Raw genomic sequence first — 17,556 nt, forward strand, 5'->3', positions numbered from 1 at the left:
ATGTCACTATCTACTTGGATATCATACACTATCGCTTGCATTCTACTTATTTCCCCCCCTGGACCAACAGTAACTTATCTTATAACTACTAGTATGACTCATGGGAAAAAAACAGCTTATGAAATTGTTTGGGGAAGTTTCTGGGGAGGACTTGTTTGTCTAATCCTCTCCTTTATTGGGATTGGAACTATACTTAAAACTTCAGAAACCTTGTATGCAATTTTACGTCTACTTGGAATCGCTTATCTTATCTATTTAGGAATCAAAAGTTTTCTTGATGCTAATAAGGTGAAAGATAAAGCTGAAAAAATGGTACCTCCTGAAAAAGGAGAAGCCTTTAAAAATGGATTTTTATTGATATTTTTAAATCCTAAAAACATTATTTTCTTTGCTTCGTTTTTACCTCAATTCATTAATCACAACTCTCCGTTTTTATTACAAACTATAATATTAAGTTTGACCTATCTAATTGTTGGTTTAATCAACGATTATTTATATAGTTTTTTTGCTTCAAATATTGGAAACGTACTTGGAAAACATTCTGAAAAGTGGATTGCCTACATCGGTGGTATAGCTATGATACTATCAGCTATAATCGTTGTATTTCAAAATTTTTAGTAAAAATTATTTTTAACACATAAACAAAAAACACTCTAAAAACTGGATTTTTAACCTGATATACTCCCCTTATAGTGGACAGTGAAAAAATAAAAATTTTAAGGCTCTTTGTCAACTGTAGTGGGTGACGAAAAGCTAACATCTAGAGAGGACCGGATAGGTCCTTTTTTTATGTATGTTCAGTGTGATGAAGACACGCTTCTTAAAGTTGATAAAGTTTCTAAAACCGAAGCCCAAACGTTTGATGTCTTTGATCAACTTATTAGTCGCTTCAAGTTTCGCGTTTGAATAGTCCGTTTCTAGTGCGTTTTTGATGTATTGCTTGTGTCTAAGAAAAGTCCTAAAGACAGTTTGAAAATAATGATTGACCTTGCTCCTATTTTCCTCTATCAGTTCAAAGAACTCATCTACTCTCTTCTCCTGAAAGTGAAAAAGCAAAAGCTGATAAAGTGTATAGTAGTCAGTAAGCTCTTTTGAAAAGACTAGTGTCTTCGCAACGACTTCATGTGGTACTAAAGTTTGACGGAAAGTCTTTGAATAAAAAGAGTTGAGAGATAGTTTACGGCTGTCCTTTTGGAAGAGTCGCCAGTGATTTTTCAGGGCTCGATAGGGTAGTGACTTCTTATCGAACTGGTTCATAATTGCAATTCTTGTCTTTAAAAAGGCACGTCCAAGGTGCTGGATGATGTGGAAACGATCAAGAACGATTTTTGCGTTTGGAAAGAGCTTGCGAGCCAGTGGAATATAAGCTCCAGACATATCCATCGTGATAAACTGTACCTGTTGTCGGACTTTCAATGGATACTTCAAAAAGTAGTTTCGTATAGTAGTTTGGCGGCGATTATCAAGGATGGTTATGAGTTCGTTTGTCTCATAATTCTGCGCCACAAAAGCCAATTCCCCTTTCTTGAACCCAAACTCATCCCAGGACATAACAGCAGGGAGTTTGTCATAATGTTCCTTGAAAGTAAACTGATCAAGCTTACGATAGACAGTGGACGTCGACACGCGAAGTCTTCTTGCAATATCAGTTAGTGACACTTTCTCAGTTAGGAGTTGTGTAACTTTTTGTCGGACTAGATTGGAGATTTGGCAGTTTTTCTCAACGATAGATGTCTCAGCTACCGTGACACTTCTACAACTTTTACACTGGAAACGACGTTTTTTCAGACGTAGTAGAGTTGGCGTTCCCGCTTGCTCGAGAAGAGGGATTTTAGAAGGCTTTTGAAAGTCGTACTTGATCATCTTTCCATGGCAATGAGGACATGATGGTGCAGGGTAATCAAATTTTGCTTGAATCTCGATATGAGTGTCAGTTTCAAAAACAAGTGAAATCTTAATATTTTGGTCTTTGATTCCGATTAATTCTGTGTTATTCTTAATAAGTCTCATAAGTTCTTCCTAATGATGGTTTGGTTGCTTTTCATTATAGTTCTTATAGGACTTTTTGTGTACACTCAAAAAGCTCTATAATCCCTACAGTGGGTTTTACCTACTACAGAAATTATAGAGCCAAATAATAATGATATCCCATTAGTCAAATAATGGGATATTTTTATATGAGGTGTAAACGTGTTCAAAAACTGAAGTACCTTTTTAAGAAAGAATAAACTGTGGTCGAGCATCCTAAGACAAAGACAGAAGAAAGTCAATTTGACTTTTCCAGAGATCGCACAGATTATTTTCTCGACCAAGCACTTGCATTTTATTGTGAAGAAAATAACATTCCTTAAGAAAAACTCTGTTCATCTGATATCAGTGAACTACTCCTCCCCTGCATCTCTGATTTTTATGAAGATTATATGATTTTTTGTTACACAGTCTTGGTTATGTTGCTAGAACTGAATTTGACTGGAAAATCTATCACTTGGTTGAAGATGATATTAACGAAATCTTCAGTCAATATAAGACTCACATCGGGTAATATGAAATAACGCTTCTCTCGAAATGAGAGAAACATTTTCTTATTTCCAAAATTTTGCTTTTGATGCTGCGATCCAAGCTGATAAACAAGCTAGGGCTACTTCTGCATAAATCGCGTATTGTTTAGCAGGATAAAGCTATGCTTTATTTTCTTCATGCCAATGAGACTTCCAGAGACCGATGTAATTTTCTGTTATTTCAGGATTTTTAAGGCACTCCATGTAATTTGCAGATAAATTGTCTGGTTGATTCGTTTGTATGTTAATGATATAAATCACCAAAACATCCGCAATGACAGCTAAGAGTTTCAAAGCAATCTTTTTCTTGGCTGTTAGTTGAAATGCTTTCAATTATTTTTCTTCCCAATATAGTAATATATGTACTCCTATACTTTAGTATAAAAAGTAGGGATACAACATTAATGATTAAAAAGTCAAAACCTTTCGAAAACCTTGCATATCTTGCTCATAGTGTTATAATGGAACTGTCCGTCTGTCTAGAAATAATACACTTTTAGGCAGATGCGACTTAGAAAGAGGTATTTATGACATTTTCAAAAAAGGTTTCCCTTGCTGAGGTAAACCAATCCGTAGATACACCTAATAATAATCGTTTTTGGCAAAATCTTAAGGCTTTCTTGGGACCTGGGGCTCTTGTGGCCGTGGGTTACATGGATCCAGGGAACTGGATAACAAGTGTCGTCGGTGGGGCGACCTACAAGTACAGCCTACTCTTTGTCATCTTAATTTCATCATTAATCGCTATGCAGTTGCAACAAATGGCCGGAAAATTAGGGGTTGTGACCCAAATGGACCTAGCTCAAGCGACTGCCTACCACTCACCTAAATGGTTGCGATACACGCTTTGGGTGATTCTTGAGCTGGCCTTAATGGCGACGGACTTGGCTGAGGTACTTGGTTCTGGCATCGCTCTTAACCTACTCTTTGGTATTCCAATCATGGTTGCTATTCTGGTGACAGTCCTTGACGTCTTCCTACTCCTGCTCATCATGAAGCTGGGATTCAGGAAAATCGAGGCTATTGTTTCAACCTTAATTTTGACCATCTTGGTTATCTTTGCCTATCTAGTAGCCTTGTCTGAGCCTAGTGTTGCGGGAATCCTCGAGGGTTATCTTCCTACGCCAGCACTCTTCGAGCCACATGCTGCTGGGGACACCAACCAATTGACTTTGGCACTTGGGATTGTGGGGGCAACCGTTATGCCACATAACCTCTACTTGCACTCATCCTTGTCACAGACTCGTAAGGTTGACTATTCAGATGATAAAGACGTGACCAAGGCTGTCCGTTTCATGACCTGGGACTCCAACATTCAATTGTCTTTGGCCTTTGTGGTTAACTCCCTCCTCTTGATTTTGGGGGCAGCTCTCTTCTTTGGTCACGCTTCTGATATTTCAGCCTTCTCACAAATGTACAATGCCCTTCAGGACTCTAAGATTGCTGGTGCGTTAGCTAGTTCGACACTTTCAACTCTCTTTGCCTTGGCGCTCTTGGCTAGTGGTCAAAACTCTACTATCACTGGTACTTTGAGTGGTCAAATTGTCATGGAAGGTTTCCTCCACATGAGGTTACCAAAGTGGGTAATTCGTTTGTTCACACGTCTCTTCGCCCTGCTACCTGTTATCATTGTAGCTATTCTCTACGGCGATCAAGAAAAGACACTGGATCAACTCTTGGTGTATTCACAAGTATTCCTTTCAATTGCCTTGCCATTCTCTATTTTCCCTTTGATTTACTACACTTCTAAAAAATCACTCATGGGAAAACACGTCAATGCCAAGTGGAATACCTACCTCGGTTATACCATCGCTATTGTCCTAACCATTCTCAATCTCAAACTTATCTTTGATACGTTTTAAAAAAAAACAAGGCTAGCACCATGCTGACCTTGTTTTAGTTTTTGAAGGCGTCAACGAGAACTTGGAATTCTTCGTTACTAAGGGTAATTCCCTTGCCCATCTTGGTATGGTCTGGACTCCACGTACGGATATCATACTTAGCTGGTGCGCCATTAAAGCTCACACGATTGAGTTCCTTAGTCCACCCCTTGTCATTCTCAGACAAGACCAAGAGTTTTTCTTCAATTTCAAATGAAAATTCTGCCATTTGCTTACCTCCACTAGCTTTATTCGTTTTTTTTCTGTGAAAATTATGTATTTTAGAATGAAGTTATCCACAAACTTTCACCTTTCATGCTATAATTATTTTATCAAGAAACGAGGTAAATGACCATGATAAACTTTTTAGAAGCGGTAAAGCATCAGCTTCATCAGTTTGTGGAAACAGGTTACAGCAAACCTGTCCACCTAATGCAAAATCAGCTTATCAATGATATCTATCATGCTATTGATAATAAACAAATGGTCATGCTGGCTTCTAATAATAGGACCTATAAGGGCTACATCAATCGTTATGACAGCCAACGTCAAGCTATCTTTATCGAGCAGGACAAAGTTATCAGTATGATTGAACTAAAAGACATTAAACGTCTAAAAATCATATCTCAACGAGGTTAAGTATATTAGTTAACCTCTTTTTTATTTTTGAGTTGACTAATATAGTAGGTCTTGGTATGATAAGTTAACTATCAAATCGCTCGAGGTTAACTAAAATGACACAAAATCGTACACTATCCCTTATTCTTCCAGCTTTTGGTGCTGCTATTATTGCTGCACTGGCTCAAATCATCATTCCGATTGGGGCAGTTCCCATTACTCTACAGACCTTTGCTGTAGGACTTGTGGCTGCTGTTTTTAAACCGAGGGAAGCTACTCTTTCTGCTATCCTCTATCTTATTCTTGGCGCTATTGGTTTACCCGTTTTCGCAGGAGGTGGCGGTGGGCTTCAATCCTTCTTTGGTCCTTCAGCTGGCTATCTTCTTGCCTATCCTTTTTTTGCTCTTGTCACATCAGCACTAACCCATGCTAAGACCCCTATCTGGAAAAGCTTTTTGGCTTTTGTTTTGGGAGATGCGCTTGTCTTTGTCGGTGGTATCCTTAGCCTGCACTTTCTTGGAAAGATGGGTTGGTCTGCAGCTGTGGTGGTCGGTTTGATACCCTTTATCATTCCCGACCTCATTAAAGGTCTGATTGTTACTTTGGTGACTAAGCCAGTATTAAAAGCTCTAAAAAATCATAGCTACTTTAACTAAAGAAAAAAAGATTGAAGACTTTGTTCCTGTGAACAGAATCTTCAATCTTTTTATTTTTCAAAATAAATATCATAATGCTTTGAACAAGCTAGGTTGAAAGCACTGTGACAATTAGGGCAAGCTATTGCCTCTTGATACTACTCAATAACCATCTCATGCTGATAAACACCACAGATAAGGACCTTGTCCTGCTTGAGATGACAAGGATAAGCTCGAAAGCTATGTGTTCCTCCAAGCTATCATGACACTGATAACAAGCATAATACTTCAGACAATCGAAGCATTTTAGGGCAACAATATCTAGCTCTGTGTGATAATGCTGGCACCTGCTCTCATTATCTACCAAGAGACCATATATTTTTCTCGTCATTAGGCACGAACAGTCTTACTTGAACCGTCTTTTTGGTAGAGATTAATCAAACCTTCTTTAGTTGAACGAATCATATCACCAGGTTTAACTTCTTGTGGCACGGTAATAGTAAGAAGTTCCATTGGGTTTGGTGCACGATCAATCTTATTACCATTAGCATCGTGAAGATCTTTGATCTCACACTCGAAATGACGGAAGCCTGGTCCGTAGAATTCAACGTGGTCACCTTCGAGGATAACATTACGTTGACGGATCGTAGCTGTCATAGTTACTGGGTCAAAATCTACTACTTCACCAACAAATTTGTATTGTGGAATCTTACGACGGGCACCAAAGAGTTGCTCGTTTTCTGTTGGAGTCTTGTAATAAAAACCTGTTGCCAATTCACGTTGGGCAACTTTCCAAAGCTCGTTAACCAAATCATCTTTAATAGCATAAAAGGCTTCTGCACTTTCCATGTAAGCATCACAGGCCGCCTTGTAACAGTTGGCAACTGTTGATACGTAATGGACAGATTTCATACGACCTTCGATTTTCAGGCTATCAACACCATTATCGATAAGGTCCGGGATGTTTTCAATCATACACATGTCAACAGCTGACATTGAGTATTCTTCAGGAACTTCACCGTGAATACTCTTTCGCTCTTGGCCGAATGGCATGTCGTAAAGGTCATATTTCCAACGGCATGACTGTGAACAACCACCACGGTTGGCATCACGGTCTGACATGTGGTTAGAAAGGGTACAGCGACCTGAGTATGAGATACACATAGCACCATGGACAAAGGCCTCAATTTCAAGGTCCGTACGTTTACGGATTTCAGCTAATTCTTCCATAGTAACCTCACGTGCTAAAACAACACGAGTCAAGCCATACTGTTTCCAAAAATGAAAAGTTTCAACGTTTGTCGCAGATGCTTGCGTTGACAAGTGGATGTTAAGGCCTGGAGCATAGGTTGAACAGATTTCAATCAAGGCTGGATCAGATGCAATAACGGCATCGAGTCCCATATCACGCAATTCACGGAACCACTCACCTGCACCTTTTTCATTTCCTTCATGGGTAACCATGTTAGAAGCAACGTGCACGTCAACGCCACGAGCGTGAGCGTATTCGATACCTTCACGAAGTTCATCCATGGTAAAGTTTCCAGCACGGCTACGCAAACCATAGGCTTGTCCACCAACGAAAACAGCATCTGCGCCGTAATTTACAGCAACTCTCAATTTTTCCAAAGTCCCAGCAGGTACCAGTACCTCTGGGCGTTTTTTAGTTGTAGTCATAATTTCTCCAATTTGCAAGATTGTCGATTTTAGTTTTTAGGATAGATCCTTCGTTCCCTGAAAATGGAAAACTCTCAACCGAAGGAGGACGTAATTTTATTTTACACGGTCAGGTTCATAATCATAGAAACCTGTGTCCAAACCACGGTTGGCTGGGTGTAATTTATGAATGGCTTCATCGAAGAGGAAGGCTTGATCCTGTGAAAATTCTCCAGCCTCGATGAGGTCACGAGCCTTCACAAAATATTCGGTAATTTTTACGAAGTTTTCACCTGGGCAATAAACACCGTCCAACTTCCAGTGGTCAAAACCATGCTCAACGAGTTCTGAAAGCTTAGTCATCATATCCAGGTCATTATTGGCAAAGATATGTGTTCCATGCAAGTCTTCATAGACTGAGTAGTGAGAATCTGGATCTCCAGGTTCAGAAAGAAAGAGGTCACGTTCTTTGGTAACAGCTTCATCCGTTTTGATAAAGTTGTAGTAGTTTTGAAGAAGTGGTCGTTTTGAGTGGTGAATGATACTTGCCCCGTAAACCAAAACCTCAGCTGGAATTTGAAGATTTTCAGCCATGATGAAGAGTTCCGCAGATGGAATCTCACGGGCCAAAACAGCTTCAGATGCTCCTGCCTGTTTGCCCCAGAAATTAATCTGACGGCTAGAGGTTACCATGGTTGAAGCATCATAAATCATTTTGAAGGGACGTTTATCACGGTTACAGATGTAGAAAACTCCTGCATCACCAACCGTGATATAATCTGCTTTAATATCTTCAAGAAAATCAAGGTAGTCAGGAAGAGCATCCATCATACTTTGGTGCATGAGGACATTAACTGCAACAGTTAACTCTTTACCTGACTCATGTACCAGCTCTGCGATTTTTCGCATTTCTACGAATGAAAAAGGCTTAGGCAAACGAAGGCCAAAAGATTTTTCGCCGATGTAAATACGATCTACGCCAAGTTCTAGGAGATCACGTGCCTGCTCGTAGCTCTCAGCTGTCGCTGTAATCACTATTTTTTTCATAACTCATATTATAGCACAAATTGATTGATTTTTTTAGAACTTTTAGGTTTTGTTAAATCGTATTTTGATATTTAAAAATTGTTTTATAATACTAGAATTTCAAAAAAACTTTGCAATATAAACTTTTTATGGTATTATTAAAAAGATTGTAACTAGTGAAATACTGACTCAGTCTTTTAGCCTACACAAAATAGTGATTTAAGTACTTTATATAGAAAGGAGGCAGACATGGCTGACAACTTACACCGTCAATTTGATCACATCGAAGATTTCGAGATTGAACGTCGTCAAACGACCAATTATCAAGACGATCAAGGTCTAAATAGTAATAGTATTAAACTACAAGATATGATTTTCTTTGGACGTGTCTCAAGCTTCTGTGTTTCAACAGTCCTAGTTGCCTTCCTTTTCTTGGTAGCACAGGTAGCTACCTTCTGGGCCTTCTTCTGGGCAATTACCATTAGCGCCATTGGTCAGTTAGGCATTTATGTCCTAATCGAATATCTTAAAGCAAAAGAACGTTGACTAAGGAGTCAACGTTCTTTTTAGTTTGATTCTGCTACTTCTTCAGAGATATCTTTGATATCAATGAAGATATCATCAACGATAGCTTTTGTTTCTGCTTTAACATTGGCTTGCTCAGGTGTTACTTGAGCTGTTTTTTCCTTGATGAGTTCAAAGCTCTCTTTTGCAAAGTCAGCAACTTGAGCTGTTTTTTCTTGAACGGCTTTTGTCAAATCAGTTGCAGTGATGTCGCCATTTTCAAATTTTATTTTATAATCTTGGAAAGTATCGACTGCCAATTCTTTATAGTCGCCAACTTTTTCCACTACTTGATTTTGGTAAGCTTTAGGATCTTCTTTGAATGAAGCGATTTCCTCATCAATACGTGCTTTAACTGCTTTACCTTTTTCAGTTGTAAAGAAATACGCTGCTGCAGCTCCAGATGCTGCACCAATAATTAGGGTGTTTAGAAATTTACTCATGAAAAGACCTCCTTATTTTTTCTTGTCTTTTTTACCAAATAGTTTTGAAGCAACCTTGCCGATAGCAAAGGCTGAGCCTGCTTTACCGACACTTGCTCCTGCTGCACTTGCCTTAGCAGCGAGGTGACGAGCTCGAGTATTCAAGTCAGAAACACTTTCTGAAAGATCAGCTACTGCTACAAAGAGAGGATCAATCGTTTGAACTTTTTCATTAACATCTTCAACCAAGACATTAGCCTTAGCCAAAATTTCATTTGTTTGGTGAAGTGTTACGTTAATATCTGTACGAAGAACCGCAACTGTTTCTTCAACTTCTTTGACAACATGACGTGTGCGAAGTAAAGTTGGGATTAATGCAATTAGAAACGCAGCAAGTGCGATTGCGATAATAAGAAATGCAATTTCTACCATAGTTTTAGACTCCTTTGACCTGTTTAAAAGGTTAACAAAAAAACTGAATGTTTGACTCCTGCCTCGTATGACCTTTGTTATTATAATTTTCACTTCATTATAACAAAGTCTGAACAGTATGACTAGTTTTTCATTTTATAATCTGCTTTTTGACGTTGTTTACGGAAATATAAGAGGACAACTCCAAGGATAATGATGGAAATGCTGACCCATTGTGAGACACGCAAGCCGGCAAACATAAGACTATCCGTACGCATGCCTTCAATGACAAAGCGTCCAAGTCCATACCAGATAAGGTAAAATGAAGTCACATCTCCCTGTCGCAATCCCTTATTAAAATATCGTAGTCCCAGAATAATGCTAAAACCAACTAAATTCCATAGGCTTTCATAAAGGAAGGTAGGTACACGGTAGCTTCCATCAATAAACATCTGCTGACGGATAATTTCTGGAAGATAATTCAGTTGACTAACTGCTTTTCCATAGGCCTCTTGATTGACAAAATTTCCCCAGCGACCGATGCTCTGAGCTATCATGACCCCAGGGGCCGCAATATCTAGAAAATCTAAAACCGCTATAGCATGACGTTTGGCGAACCAATAAAGGACAGCTGCACCAGCAATCAAGCCACCATAGATAGCAATTCCACCATTCCAAATCGCAAAAATTTCCGATGGATTTTGGCTGTAATAAGACCACTGGAAAATCACATAGTAGAGCCTAGCACCAACAATGGCTATAGGAAAGGCTAAGAGAATAAAATCTAAGATATGCTCAGGATTGATTCCCTTTTCAGGAGCCAAACGCTGAGCCAGATAAACTGCAAGCAAAAGACCAGATACAATAAAGATAGCATACCAATGAATACTGATTGGACCAAGTCTTAGAGCAATTGGATCAATAGTAGCTAACATTAGTCTTCACCATTCTTACTAATGAGGTCGGTCAAACGGTCCTTAAAAGTTTTGGTTGCATCATATCCCATTTGCTTAGCACGATAGTTCATTGCTGCAGCTTCTATAACGACTGACACGTTACGTCCTGTCTTAACAGGAATACGGATACGTGGAATCTTAACGCCCTGTAATTCAATCTCTTCATTGCTATTTCCAAGACGGTCAAAGACCTCGTCATTTTCAAAATTCTCAAGATATATGCACAACTGAACTTGAGATGAATTACGGACAGCACTAGCTCCGTAAAGACTCATAACGTCAATGATACCAACCCCACGAATTTCAAGAAGATGGAGAAGAATTTCTGCAGGTTCCCCCCAGAGAGTTCCCTCATCCTTAGCATAGACATCTACACGGTCATCAGCAACTAGACGGTGGCCACGTTTCACCAACTCGAGCGCTGTCTCACTCTTACCGATACCAGAGTCCCCTTGAATAAGAACACCCATCCCGTAGATATCTACCAGAACACCATGGACACTAGTACGTTCAGCTAATTGAGAGTTGAGATACCAAGACATGTCACCTGAAAGTGATGATGTAGAGTTGCGTCCTTGAAGAACTGCTACACCATTTTCCTTAGCAGCTTGAAGCATCTCTTCTGGAATCTCAAGACCACGTGCCACGACAACAGCTGGAGTTTCCTCTCTAAATATATTAGCAAAAACAGAATAACGGTTATTAGCAGTCATGGTTTTAAGGTAGGACCACTCCTTCATCCCAACCAACTGAAGTCGTTCTGGTGAATAATAGTCAAAATAACCCGTCATTTCTAAACCAGGACGAGAGATATCAGCCGTTGTTATCGCTTTTGCCAAAAGCTCCTCATTCCCATAGACAACCTTAAGTTTAAGCTTATCAACCAACATTTTAACAGTTACTGTCATGTTATTTCCTCCGATTATTTACTAGTTTCATTGTATCATAAAAAGGTTTTCAATGCGGTTCGCAAAGCAAAAAAAGACCTATGACTAACACTAAGGTCAATCATAGATCTTTTCTGTTATCATTTACTCACCATTTCCACTCGTCTTCTACAGGTTCAGCGTTTTTGCGTTTTCTTCCATCCTTAAGTTTTATTTCAGGATAAATATCCTCTTTATAAGGAAGGAGGAGGGCTAAAACTAAGTATAAGAAGATTCCAAACTGCGTGGAAACCATGAGAATAATAGCTAAGACACGAGCCAAAGTGAGGTTCCAGCCAAATTTATCTGCCAAACCTGCAACAACACCGGCGACGAGTCTATTTTTTCGTATCTTATAAAAGCGATTTGGCATGGTCTTCTTCTCCTATCATTTCGTTGATATCATTGTATGATTTTTTGAGACAAAAAAAATCAGTCCTAGGACTGATTTAGAAAAATGAGTTTGCCTTGGCACAAACCACATCCAAATTTCTGTGTATTGACACGGCGTTTGCGACGGTAAGTGTGACCACAAGATTGGCACTGATAAAGGAAGTAATTTTCTGCCTGGTTTCGCATTTTGGGGGCGTACCTAAGGCCGTCCACCCTAGCTAGTAGGTCCTTGAAATCTCTATCCCCATGTTTGCAGCCCTTCCCTTGAAAATAAAGGTGGTAGTGACAGAGTTCATGACGGACGATTTTCCGAAAGGTCTCGAGGCCGTGTTCTTCATAAAGTTTCGGATTGAAATCTAAGTGTCCATCCTTTGGGAAGAAACGACCTCCAGTGGTCCTCAGGCGCTTGTTCCACAAGGCTTGATGCTTAAATTTCCAACCGAAATCTTCGATAGAAACTGTCTTAACATAATCAGTTAGATTCACGTGGATTCACCAAGGAAAGATTAAGCTTTTCGTGTTCTAAGTCAATTTTTGACACCCATACGGTAACTAAATCCCCAACAGAAACCACTTGGCTTGGATGGTTAACGAAACTCTTACTCATCTCAGAGATATGGATAAGACCATCCTCATGGACACCGATATCCACAAAAGCACCAAAGTCCACAACGTTACGTACTGTTCCTTCAAGTTTTTGCCCCACCGACAAGTCTTTGAGCTCAAGAACATCCTTGCGAAGTACCGGTGCTTCAAAATCATCACGCAAGTCTCGACCTGGTTTTAAAAGGTCAGCAATGATATCTTTAAGGGTTTCCTGACCAAGCCCTAGCTCTTCTGCTGTGTCATTAAGATTAAGAGCCTTCAATTTTGCCTTAGCAGAGTCGTCCAAATCTGTGATGTCTAACTGCTTGAAGAGAGCCTTCACCGCTGGATAAGACTCTGGGTGGACTCCCGTATTATCCAAGATATTTTTAGCGTTTGGAATACGGAGGAAACCGGCAGCTTGTTCAAAGGCTTTGGCACCAAGACGTGGGACCTTCTTAATTTCATCACGTGATGTAAACTCCCCATTTTCCTCACGGTAGGCAACAATATTTTCTGAGATAGTCTTGTTGAGACCTGAGACATGTGACAAGAGAGTACTACTTGCCGTATTGACATTGACACCAACCTGGTTAACCACGGTATCAACGACGAAATCAAGATTTTCAGAGAGTTTCTTCTGGCTAACATCATGCTGGTATTGGCCTACTCCGATTGATTTGGGGTCAATCTTAACCAATTCCGCCAGAGGGTCTTGAAGACGACGGGCAATGGAAATAGCAGAGCGCTTTTCGACCGTCAAGTCTGGGAACTCATGACGGGCCAACTCTGAAGCAGAGTAGACTGAGGCACCACTTTCATTGACAATGACATAAGAGGTCTCTGGGAAATCTTTGAGGACTTCTGCCACAAAGGCTTCACTTTCACGGCTGGCTGTTCCATTTCCGATAGCAATAATCTCAATAGCATGCTCTTTGATGAGGTCAGCCAAGTCTTTCTTAGCTTGAGCAATCTTAGCTTGACTTGCTGGAGCAACTGGATAGATGACCTGAGTTGTAATCAGTTTCCCTGTTTGGTCAACGACGGCCAATTTAGCTCCTGTACGAAAGGCTGGGTCAAATCCAAGTACCATCTTTCCTTTAAGTGGTGAGACTAGGAGAAGGCTTCGAAGATTTTGAGAGAAAAGATTAATGGCTCCATCTTCTGCTGCTTCAGTCAACTCACTACGGATACGACGCTCCATAGCTGGAATGATTTTCTTCTTGAGCGACTGGTTGATGACTTCCTCAATATAATCATTTTTTTGCTTGAAACGGGCACTGTAAAAACGATGCATTTTCTCAAGATTGTGCTTAAAGTTTACCTTGATAACGCCTAATTTCTCACCACGGTTAAGGGCCAGAGTACGGTAACCTTGGAGTTTAGATACCTTATCCGCAAAATCATAGTAAATCTTGAAGGTTTCCTTTTCATCCAGAGATTGATCCTTTAGGATCGAAGTGATCTCACTGTTGTTCCAGATTTCGTTGTAGGTCCAAGAGCGCAAGCTATTGTCCTCAGAAAAGGCCTCAACCAAAATATCCACAGCACCCGCAAGGGCCTTGTCAGCTGTTGGAAAGGCTTCGGATGTCAACTTTTCAGCTTCATCTTTGAGGTTTGAACTATTTTGCAAGATAAGACGAGCCAGTGGAAAAAGGCCTGCTTCACGTGCAATAGTCGCTTTAGTGCGGCGTTTTTCCTTATAGGGAAGGTAGAGTTCTTCCACGTCTGCCAACTTTTCAGCCGCTTCGATGGCTGCCTTTAGTTGGTCAGTCAATTTGCCCTGAGCCTCAATCTTTGCCAGAACCGTTTCCTTGCGGTCTTGGAGGGCTGTCAAAGACTTATCCATATCAATGATAGCCTTGATTTGCGTTTCATCCAGATTTCCGGTTTTTTCCTTACGGTAACGGGCGATGAAGGGAATGGTATTACCTTCTGCGGTCAATTCCAAAACGGTTTCAACTTGTTGTTTTTTTAGGCCCAATTCTTGAGCCAATGTCTCTAAATTTCGATTTTCCATAAACTCTATTATACCACGATAGGAGGTATGCTTGGGCAGAAAACCTTGTAGATGAAGCGAGATTTTTTGAGCAAGAGGTAGTATAATAAGAGAGTAAACCTATTCTTAAGGCTATTTCTTTCGGAAAATAGATGCATCTTCCTTGAAGCAAAGCTTCTTCTGCCGATTCCCTAATTTTCTGTCAGAAATGACGCCCTTAGTATCTTAATTAACTCGGAGGCTTTTTATGGCGGTTATTCAGAAAAAAACAAATGAACTTGAAAGCATGATGGCATCTTTTGCGGTTATCCCTGATTTTGAAAAGGCGGGAACTGATCCTAAGAAGGACAAACGTCTTCAAGAAGATAAGAAGAAATAAAAGTTATGGCTATTTTTCATCAACTACCAGATAGCGTTTTTCAGCTTCTGGCAGTTTTTCTATCTATTATTATCGAAGCCCTGCCCTTTGTTTTACTGGGAAGTATCGTGTCGGGCTTTATCGAAGTCTTCTTGACTCCTGAAAAGGTCCAAAACTTCCTGCCGAAAAACAAGGTCCTGGCTATTCTCTTTGGAACCCTAGTCGGCTTTATTTTTCCTTCTTGTGAATGTGGGATTGTTCCCATTATCACGCGCTTTTTAGAGAAAAAAGTGCCTAGCTACACGGCTATTCCTTTCATGGCAACTGCCCCTATTATTAATCCAGTCGTTCTCTTTGCGACCTATACGGCCTTTGGGAACTCTTGGTACTACGTGTTTTTACGTTTCCTCGGGGCTTTCTTGATTGCCATGATTTTGGGAATCTTGCTGGGCTTTGTGGTGGATGACCAGATTCTTAAGGAAAATCGAAAGGTCAGTCATGTGCACGACTATAGTGGTTTGTCAGCTGGTAAGAAAGTTTTTCAAGCCTTGATTCATGCGGTAGATGAATTTTTCGACACTGGGCGTTACCTGATTTTAGGGAGCCTGGTGGCCGCAAGTATACAGACCTACCTACCTACCCGTATTTTTACGACAATCGGGCACAATTCGGTGACAGCCGTCCTCATCATGATGCTCCTGGCCTTTATCCTCTCACTTTGTTCTGAGGCAGATGCCTTTATCGGAGCTTCACTACTCTCTAGTTTTGGAGTGGCACCAACAGTGGCCTTCCTCATCATCGGTCCTATGGTTGATATCAAGAACTTGATCATGATGAAACACCAGTTTAAGACACGCTTTGTCGGGCTCTTTGTGGGAACCGCAAGTCTGGTAACAGTCATTTACTGTCTAGTATTGGGGGTGATTTAATGTTACGTTTTCTCATCTTATCTGGGTATTTTGAGCTCGTCATGTACTTGCAAGTTTCTGGCAAGCTCAACCAGTACATTAATATCCACTACTCCTACCTGGCTTACATTTCCATGGCGCTTTCCTTCATCCTCGCTTTGGTTCAACTCATCGTTTGGATGAAGAAAATAAAGGTTCACTCGCATTTGTCAGGTCGAGTGGCCAAGGGAGCCAGCATCGTTCTCTTGGCATTTCCAGTTCTCACTGGGCTCTTAGTGCCAACGGTGACCCTGGATGCCAATACTGTATCAGCTAAGGGTTATCATTTTCCACTGGCTGCAGGGAGCGATCCTAACCAGGCCGACCAAGAGGGAACGACTATCCAGTACTTAAGGCCGGACACCAGCTCCTACTTCACCTCCTCAGCTTATGAGAAGGAGATGACCAAGGAGCTAGCCAAGTACAAGGGACGTGAGACCATCCAGATTACCACGGAAAATTACATGGAAGTCATGGAGCTCATCTATCTCTATCCAAACGATTTCGTGGGTAAGAAGGTCACCTATACCGGCTTTGTTTACAATGACCCACAGACCGAGGGATATCAGTTCATCTTCCGTTTCGGTATTATCCACTGTATCGCCGATTCAGGTGTTTACGGACTGGCAACGACAGGAAGCGACCAAACCTTTAAGGATAATACCTGGGTAACAGTCACTGGTACCATCACTGTGAATTATTATCAAAACCTTAAACAGAGCCTCCCTATCCTTAATTTGACTGAGGTTAAAGAGGTTAGTCAGCCTGACAATCCTTATGTTTATCGTGTATTTTAAAAAGCCAAGTTCAATTGAACCGGCTTTTTATGTTGAATCAAACTGTACAGTTACTTAAATCTTGAGAGTACAAAAACCATCAGCCAAACCTTTACCGATCATTGCCCGTTGTACAGTTACTTAAATCTTGAGAGTACAAAAACAGTTTTCGTGGGCGGGTTTAATTATTCGTAGTTGTACAGTTACTTAAATCTTGAGAGTACAAAAACCATGCATTACAGCGGCATTATCGGCCTTATGTTGTACAGTTACTTAAATCTTGAGAGTACAAAAACGATAATACGAACACTTATTCAACAACGAATGTTGTACAGTTACTTAAATCTTGAGAGTACAAAAACGATAATACGAACACTTATTCAACAACGAATGTTGTACAGTTACTTAAATCTTGAGAGTACAAAAACCCTTCTGCAACGTAGAAAACAATAAAGTTTGTTGTACAGTTACTTAAATCTTGAGAGTACAAAAACTGCCTAAAAATCCAGTAGTATCAAGGGTTTGTTGTACAGTTACTTAAATCTTGAGAGTACAAAAACGATTTTACTATATCATTATCGTTGTATTTGTTGTACAGTTACTTAAATCTTGAGGGTACAAAAACAACAGACATAAGAAAAGTTCTTAAGTGTAAGTTGTACAGTTACTTAAATCTTGAGAGTACAAAAACATTGATCATAGTAGACGTGAAATGGCATGTGTTGTACAGTTACTTAAATCTTGAGAGTACAAAAACATTGATCATAGTAGACGTGAAATGGCATGTGTTGTACAGTTACTTAAATCTTAAGAGTACAAAAACCTTTTCCTGTATAGTTCTTATTG

At 40.2% G+C, this 17,556-nt stretch carries 19 protein-coding genes, 2 pseudogenes and 1 CRISPR repeat array; of the genes and pseudogenes, 8 read left to right on the forward strand and 13 right to left on the reverse strand.

Translation table 11 applies throughout. The features are described 5' to 3' along the window. Positions 1-618 carry a LysE family translocator gene (locus NST05_RS07520; protein ID WP_084828675.1) on the forward strand — a complete coding sequence of 206 codons (618 nt, stop codon included), beginning with the start codon at positions 1-3 and terminating at the stop codon, positions 616-618. Between the two features lie 142 nt (positions 619-760). Here NST05_RS07520 and NST05_RS07525 read toward each other — a convergent pair. Both NST05_RS07525 and NST05_RS07530 read right to left on the reverse strand, forming a co-directional pair. Further along, positions 761-2,010, reverse strand: a pseudogene (locus tag NST05_RS07525) (ISL3 family transposase). Between the two features lie 668 nt (positions 2,011-2,678). Beyond that, on the reverse strand, positions 2,679-2,891 hold the full coding sequence (locus NST05_RS07530) for a hypothetical protein (RefSeq protein ID WP_084830558.1): 213 nt from the start codon (positions 2,889-2,891) through the stop codon (positions 2,679-2,681). Positions 2,892-3,085: 194 nt separating this feature from the next. Here NST05_RS07530 and NST05_RS07535 point away from each other — a divergent pair, with 194 nt between their 5' ends. Further along, positions 3,086-4,420: an Nramp family divalent metal transporter gene (locus tag NST05_RS07535; RefSeq protein ID WP_193838232.1), complete on the forward strand. Its 1,335-nt coding sequence runs from the start codon at positions 3,086-3,088 to the stop codon at positions 4,418-4,420. A 34-nt stretch (positions 4,421-4,454) separates the two neighbouring features. On the opposite strand, the gene NST05_RS07540 is transcribed toward NST05_RS07535, so the two are convergent. Beyond that, positions 4,455-4,667, reverse strand: coding sequence for a YdbC family protein (locus NST05_RS07540; protein ID WP_002886106.1), 213 nt, complete (start codon positions 4,665-4,667; stop codon positions 4,455-4,457). 125 nt (positions 4,668-4,792) lie between these two features. Here NST05_RS07540 and NST05_RS07545 point away from each other — a divergent pair, with 125 nt between their 5' ends. Together NST05_RS07545 and NST05_RS07550 are read left to right on the forward strand one after the other, a co-directional pair. Next, positions 4,793-5,077 (forward strand): hypothetical protein, encoded by a 285-nt coding sequence (locus NST05_RS07545; protein WP_100273426.1) that lies wholly within the window; start codon positions 4,793-4,795, stop codon positions 5,075-5,077. 95 nt (positions 5,078-5,172) lie between these two features. Continuing rightward, positions 5,173-5,712, forward strand: a complete 540-nt coding sequence (locus tag NST05_RS07550; RefSeq protein ID WP_340742968.1) for a biotin transporter BioY — start codon at positions 5,173-5,175, stop codon at positions 5,710-5,712. A gap of 50 nt (positions 5,713-5,762) precedes the next feature. On the opposite strand, the pseudogene NST05_RS07555 reads toward NST05_RS07550, so the two are convergent. From NST05_RS07555 to NST05_RS07565, 3 genes and pseudogenes are all read right to left on the reverse strand, one after another. Next, positions 5,763-6,082, reverse strand: a pseudogene (locus NST05_RS07555) (CHY zinc finger protein). Then, positions 6,082-7,368, reverse strand: coding sequence for a peptidase U32 family protein (locus NST05_RS07560; RefSeq protein ID WP_011680967.1), 1,287 nt, complete (start codon positions 7,366-7,368; stop codon positions 6,082-6,084). Before NST05_RS07560 ends, NST05_RS07555 begins: the two are co-directional and overlap by 1 nt. 96 nt (positions 7,369-7,464) lie before the next feature. Continuing rightward, positions 7,465-8,394: a peptidase U32 family protein gene (locus tag NST05_RS07565; RefSeq protein ID WP_100273428.1), complete on the reverse strand. Its 930-nt coding sequence runs from the start codon at positions 8,392-8,394 to the stop codon at positions 7,465-7,467. 228 nt (positions 8,395-8,622) lie between these two features. On the opposite strand from NST05_RS07565, the gene NST05_RS07570 reads away from it, so the two are divergent. Continuing rightward, positions 8,623-8,919, forward strand: coding sequence for a DUF3270 domain-containing protein (locus tag NST05_RS07570; protein WP_002945999.1), 297 nt, complete (start codon positions 8,623-8,625; stop codon positions 8,917-8,919). A 20-nt stretch (positions 8,920-8,939) separates the two neighbouring features. On the opposite strand, the gene NST05_RS07575 is transcribed toward NST05_RS07570, so the two are convergent. The 7 genes from NST05_RS07575 to NST05_RS07605 form a co-directional block, all read right to left on the reverse strand. Further along, a complete protein-coding gene (locus NST05_RS07575) occupies positions 8,940-9,380 on the reverse strand; it encodes a YtxH domain-containing protein (RefSeq protein WP_340742969.1) in 441 nt (146 codons plus the stop codon). A gap of 12 nt (positions 9,381-9,392) precedes the next feature. Next, positions 9,393-9,791, reverse strand: a complete 399-nt coding sequence (locus tag NST05_RS07580; RefSeq protein ID WP_011680965.1) for a DUF948 domain-containing protein — start codon at positions 9,789-9,791, stop codon at positions 9,393-9,395. Positions 9,792-9,913: 122 nt separating this feature from the next. Next, entirely contained in the window at positions 9,914-10,705 is a 792-nt protein-coding gene (gene lgt, locus NST05_RS07585; protein ID WP_340742970.1) for a prolipoprotein diacylglyceryl transferase, read from the reverse strand. After that, complete coding sequence (hprK, locus tag NST05_RS07590) at positions 10,705-11,634, reverse strand: HPr(Ser) kinase/phosphatase (RefSeq protein WP_046206415.1); 930 nt, start codon at positions 11,632-11,634, stop codon at positions 10,705-10,707. The genes lgt and hprK overlap by 1 nt, the downstream gene beginning before the upstream one ends. A 127-nt stretch (positions 11,635-11,761) precedes the next feature. Continuing rightward, on the reverse strand, positions 11,762-12,025 hold the full coding sequence (locus NST05_RS07595) for a PspC domain-containing protein (RefSeq protein ID WP_084828669.1): 264 nt from the start codon (positions 12,023-12,025) through the stop codon (positions 11,762-11,764). A 65-nt stretch (positions 12,026-12,090) separates the two neighbouring features. After that, positions 12,091-12,531, reverse strand: coding sequence for a SprT family protein (locus tag NST05_RS07600; protein ID WP_002946099.1), 441 nt, complete (start codon positions 12,529-12,531; stop codon positions 12,091-12,093). Then, positions 12,518-14,650 (reverse strand): Tex family protein, encoded by a 2,133-nt coding sequence (locus NST05_RS07605; RefSeq protein ID WP_014621383.1) that lies wholly within the window; start codon positions 14,648-14,650, stop codon positions 12,518-12,520. The genes NST05_RS07600 and NST05_RS07605 overlap by 14 nt, the downstream gene beginning before the upstream one ends. Positions 14,651-14,876: 226 nt before the next feature. Between NST05_RS07605 and NST05_RS07610 the strand changes: the two genes are divergently transcribed. Genes NST05_RS07610 through NST05_RS07620 form a run of 3 tightly spaced genes read left to right on the forward strand, consistent with a single transcriptional unit; the run spans position 14,877 to position 16,731 of the window. Further along, positions 14,877-15,008, forward strand: coding sequence for an SPJ_0845 family protein (locus NST05_RS07610; protein WP_002952698.1), 132 nt, complete (start codon positions 14,877-14,879; stop codon positions 15,006-15,008). Between the two features lie 5 nt (positions 15,009-15,013). Then, positions 15,014-15,916: a permease gene (locus tag NST05_RS07615; RefSeq protein WP_340742971.1), complete on the forward strand. Its 903-nt coding sequence runs from the start codon at positions 15,014-15,016 to the stop codon at positions 15,914-15,916. Next, on the forward strand, positions 15,916-16,731 hold the full coding sequence (locus tag NST05_RS07620; protein WP_084828667.1) for a TIGR03943 family putative permease subunit: 816 nt from the start codon (positions 15,916-15,918) through the stop codon (positions 16,729-16,731). Before NST05_RS07615 ends, NST05_RS07620 begins: the two co-directional genes overlap by 1 nt. 41 nt (positions 16,732-16,772) lie before the next feature. Then, positions 16,773-17,534: a CRISPR direct-repeat array (repeat unit 36 nt; unit sequence GTTGTACAGTTACTTAAATCTTGAGAGTACAAAAAC). Positions 17,535-17,556 lie beyond the last annotated feature (22 nt).

The organism is Streptococcus sp. FSL E2-3494 (assembly GCF_038007085.1).
Lineage (GTDB): Bacteria > Bacillota > Bacilli > Lactobacillales > Streptococcaceae > Streptococcus > Streptococcus thermophilus.

Coding starts and splice junctions, on each gene's coding strand:
- NST05_RS07520 (WP_084828675.1), top strand. CDS start 1: ATGTCACTATCTACTTGGATATCATACACTATCGCTTGCATTCTACTT.
- NST05_RS07535 (WP_193838232.1), top strand. CDS start 3,086: ATGACATTTTCAAAAAAGGTTTCCCTTGCTGAGGTAAACCAATCCGTA.
- NST05_RS07540 (WP_002886106.1), bottom strand. CDS start 4,667: ATGGCAGAATTTTCATTTGAAATTGAAGAAAAACTCTTGGTCTTGTCT.
- NST05_RS07545 (WP_100273426.1), top strand. CDS start 4,793: ATGATAAACTTTTTAGAAGCGGTAAAGCATCAGCTTCATCAGTTTGTG.
- NST05_RS07550 (WP_340742968.1), top strand. CDS start 5,173: ATGACACAAAATCGTACACTATCCCTTATTCTTCCAGCTTTTGGTGCT.
- NST05_RS07560 (WP_011680967.1), bottom strand. CDS start 7,368: ATGACTACAACTAAAAAACGCCCAGAGGTACTGGTACCTGCTGGGACT.
- NST05_RS07565 (WP_100273428.1), bottom strand. CDS start 8,394: ATGAAAAAAATAGTGATTACAGCGACAGCTGAGAGCTACGAGCAGGCA.
- NST05_RS07570 (WP_002945999.1), top strand. CDS start 8,623: ATGGCTGACAACTTACACCGTCAATTTGATCACATCGAAGATTTCGAG.
- NST05_RS07575 (WP_340742969.1), bottom strand. CDS start 9,380: ATGAGTAAATTTCTAAACACCCTAATTATTGGTGCAGCATCTGGAGCT.
- NST05_RS07580 (WP_011680965.1), bottom strand. CDS start 9,791: ATGGTAGAAATTGCATTTCTTATTATCGCAATCGCACTTGCTGCGTTT.
- lgt (WP_340742970.1), bottom strand. CDS start 10,705: ATGTTAGCTACTATTGATCCAATTGCTCTAAGACTTGGTCCAATCAGT.
- hprK (WP_046206415.1), bottom strand. CDS start 11,634: ATGACAGTAACTGTTAAAATGTTGGTTGATAAGCTTAAACTTAAGGTT.
- NST05_RS07595 (WP_084828669.1), bottom strand. CDS start 12,025: ATGCCAAATCGCTTTTATAAGATACGAAAAAATAGACTCGTCGCCGGT.
- NST05_RS07605 (WP_014621383.1), bottom strand. CDS start 14,650: ATGGAAAATCGAAATTTAGAGACATTGGCTCAAGAATTGGGCCTAAAA.
- NST05_RS07610 (WP_002952698.1), top strand. CDS start 14,877: ATGGCGGTTATTCAGAAAAAAACAAATGAACTTGAAAGCATGATGGCA.
- NST05_RS07615 (WP_340742971.1), top strand. CDS start 15,014: ATGGCTATTTTTCATCAACTACCAGATAGCGTTTTTCAGCTTCTGGCA.
- NST05_RS07620 (WP_084828667.1), top strand. CDS start 15,916: ATGTTACGTTTTCTCATCTTATCTGGGTATTTTGAGCTCGTCATGTAC.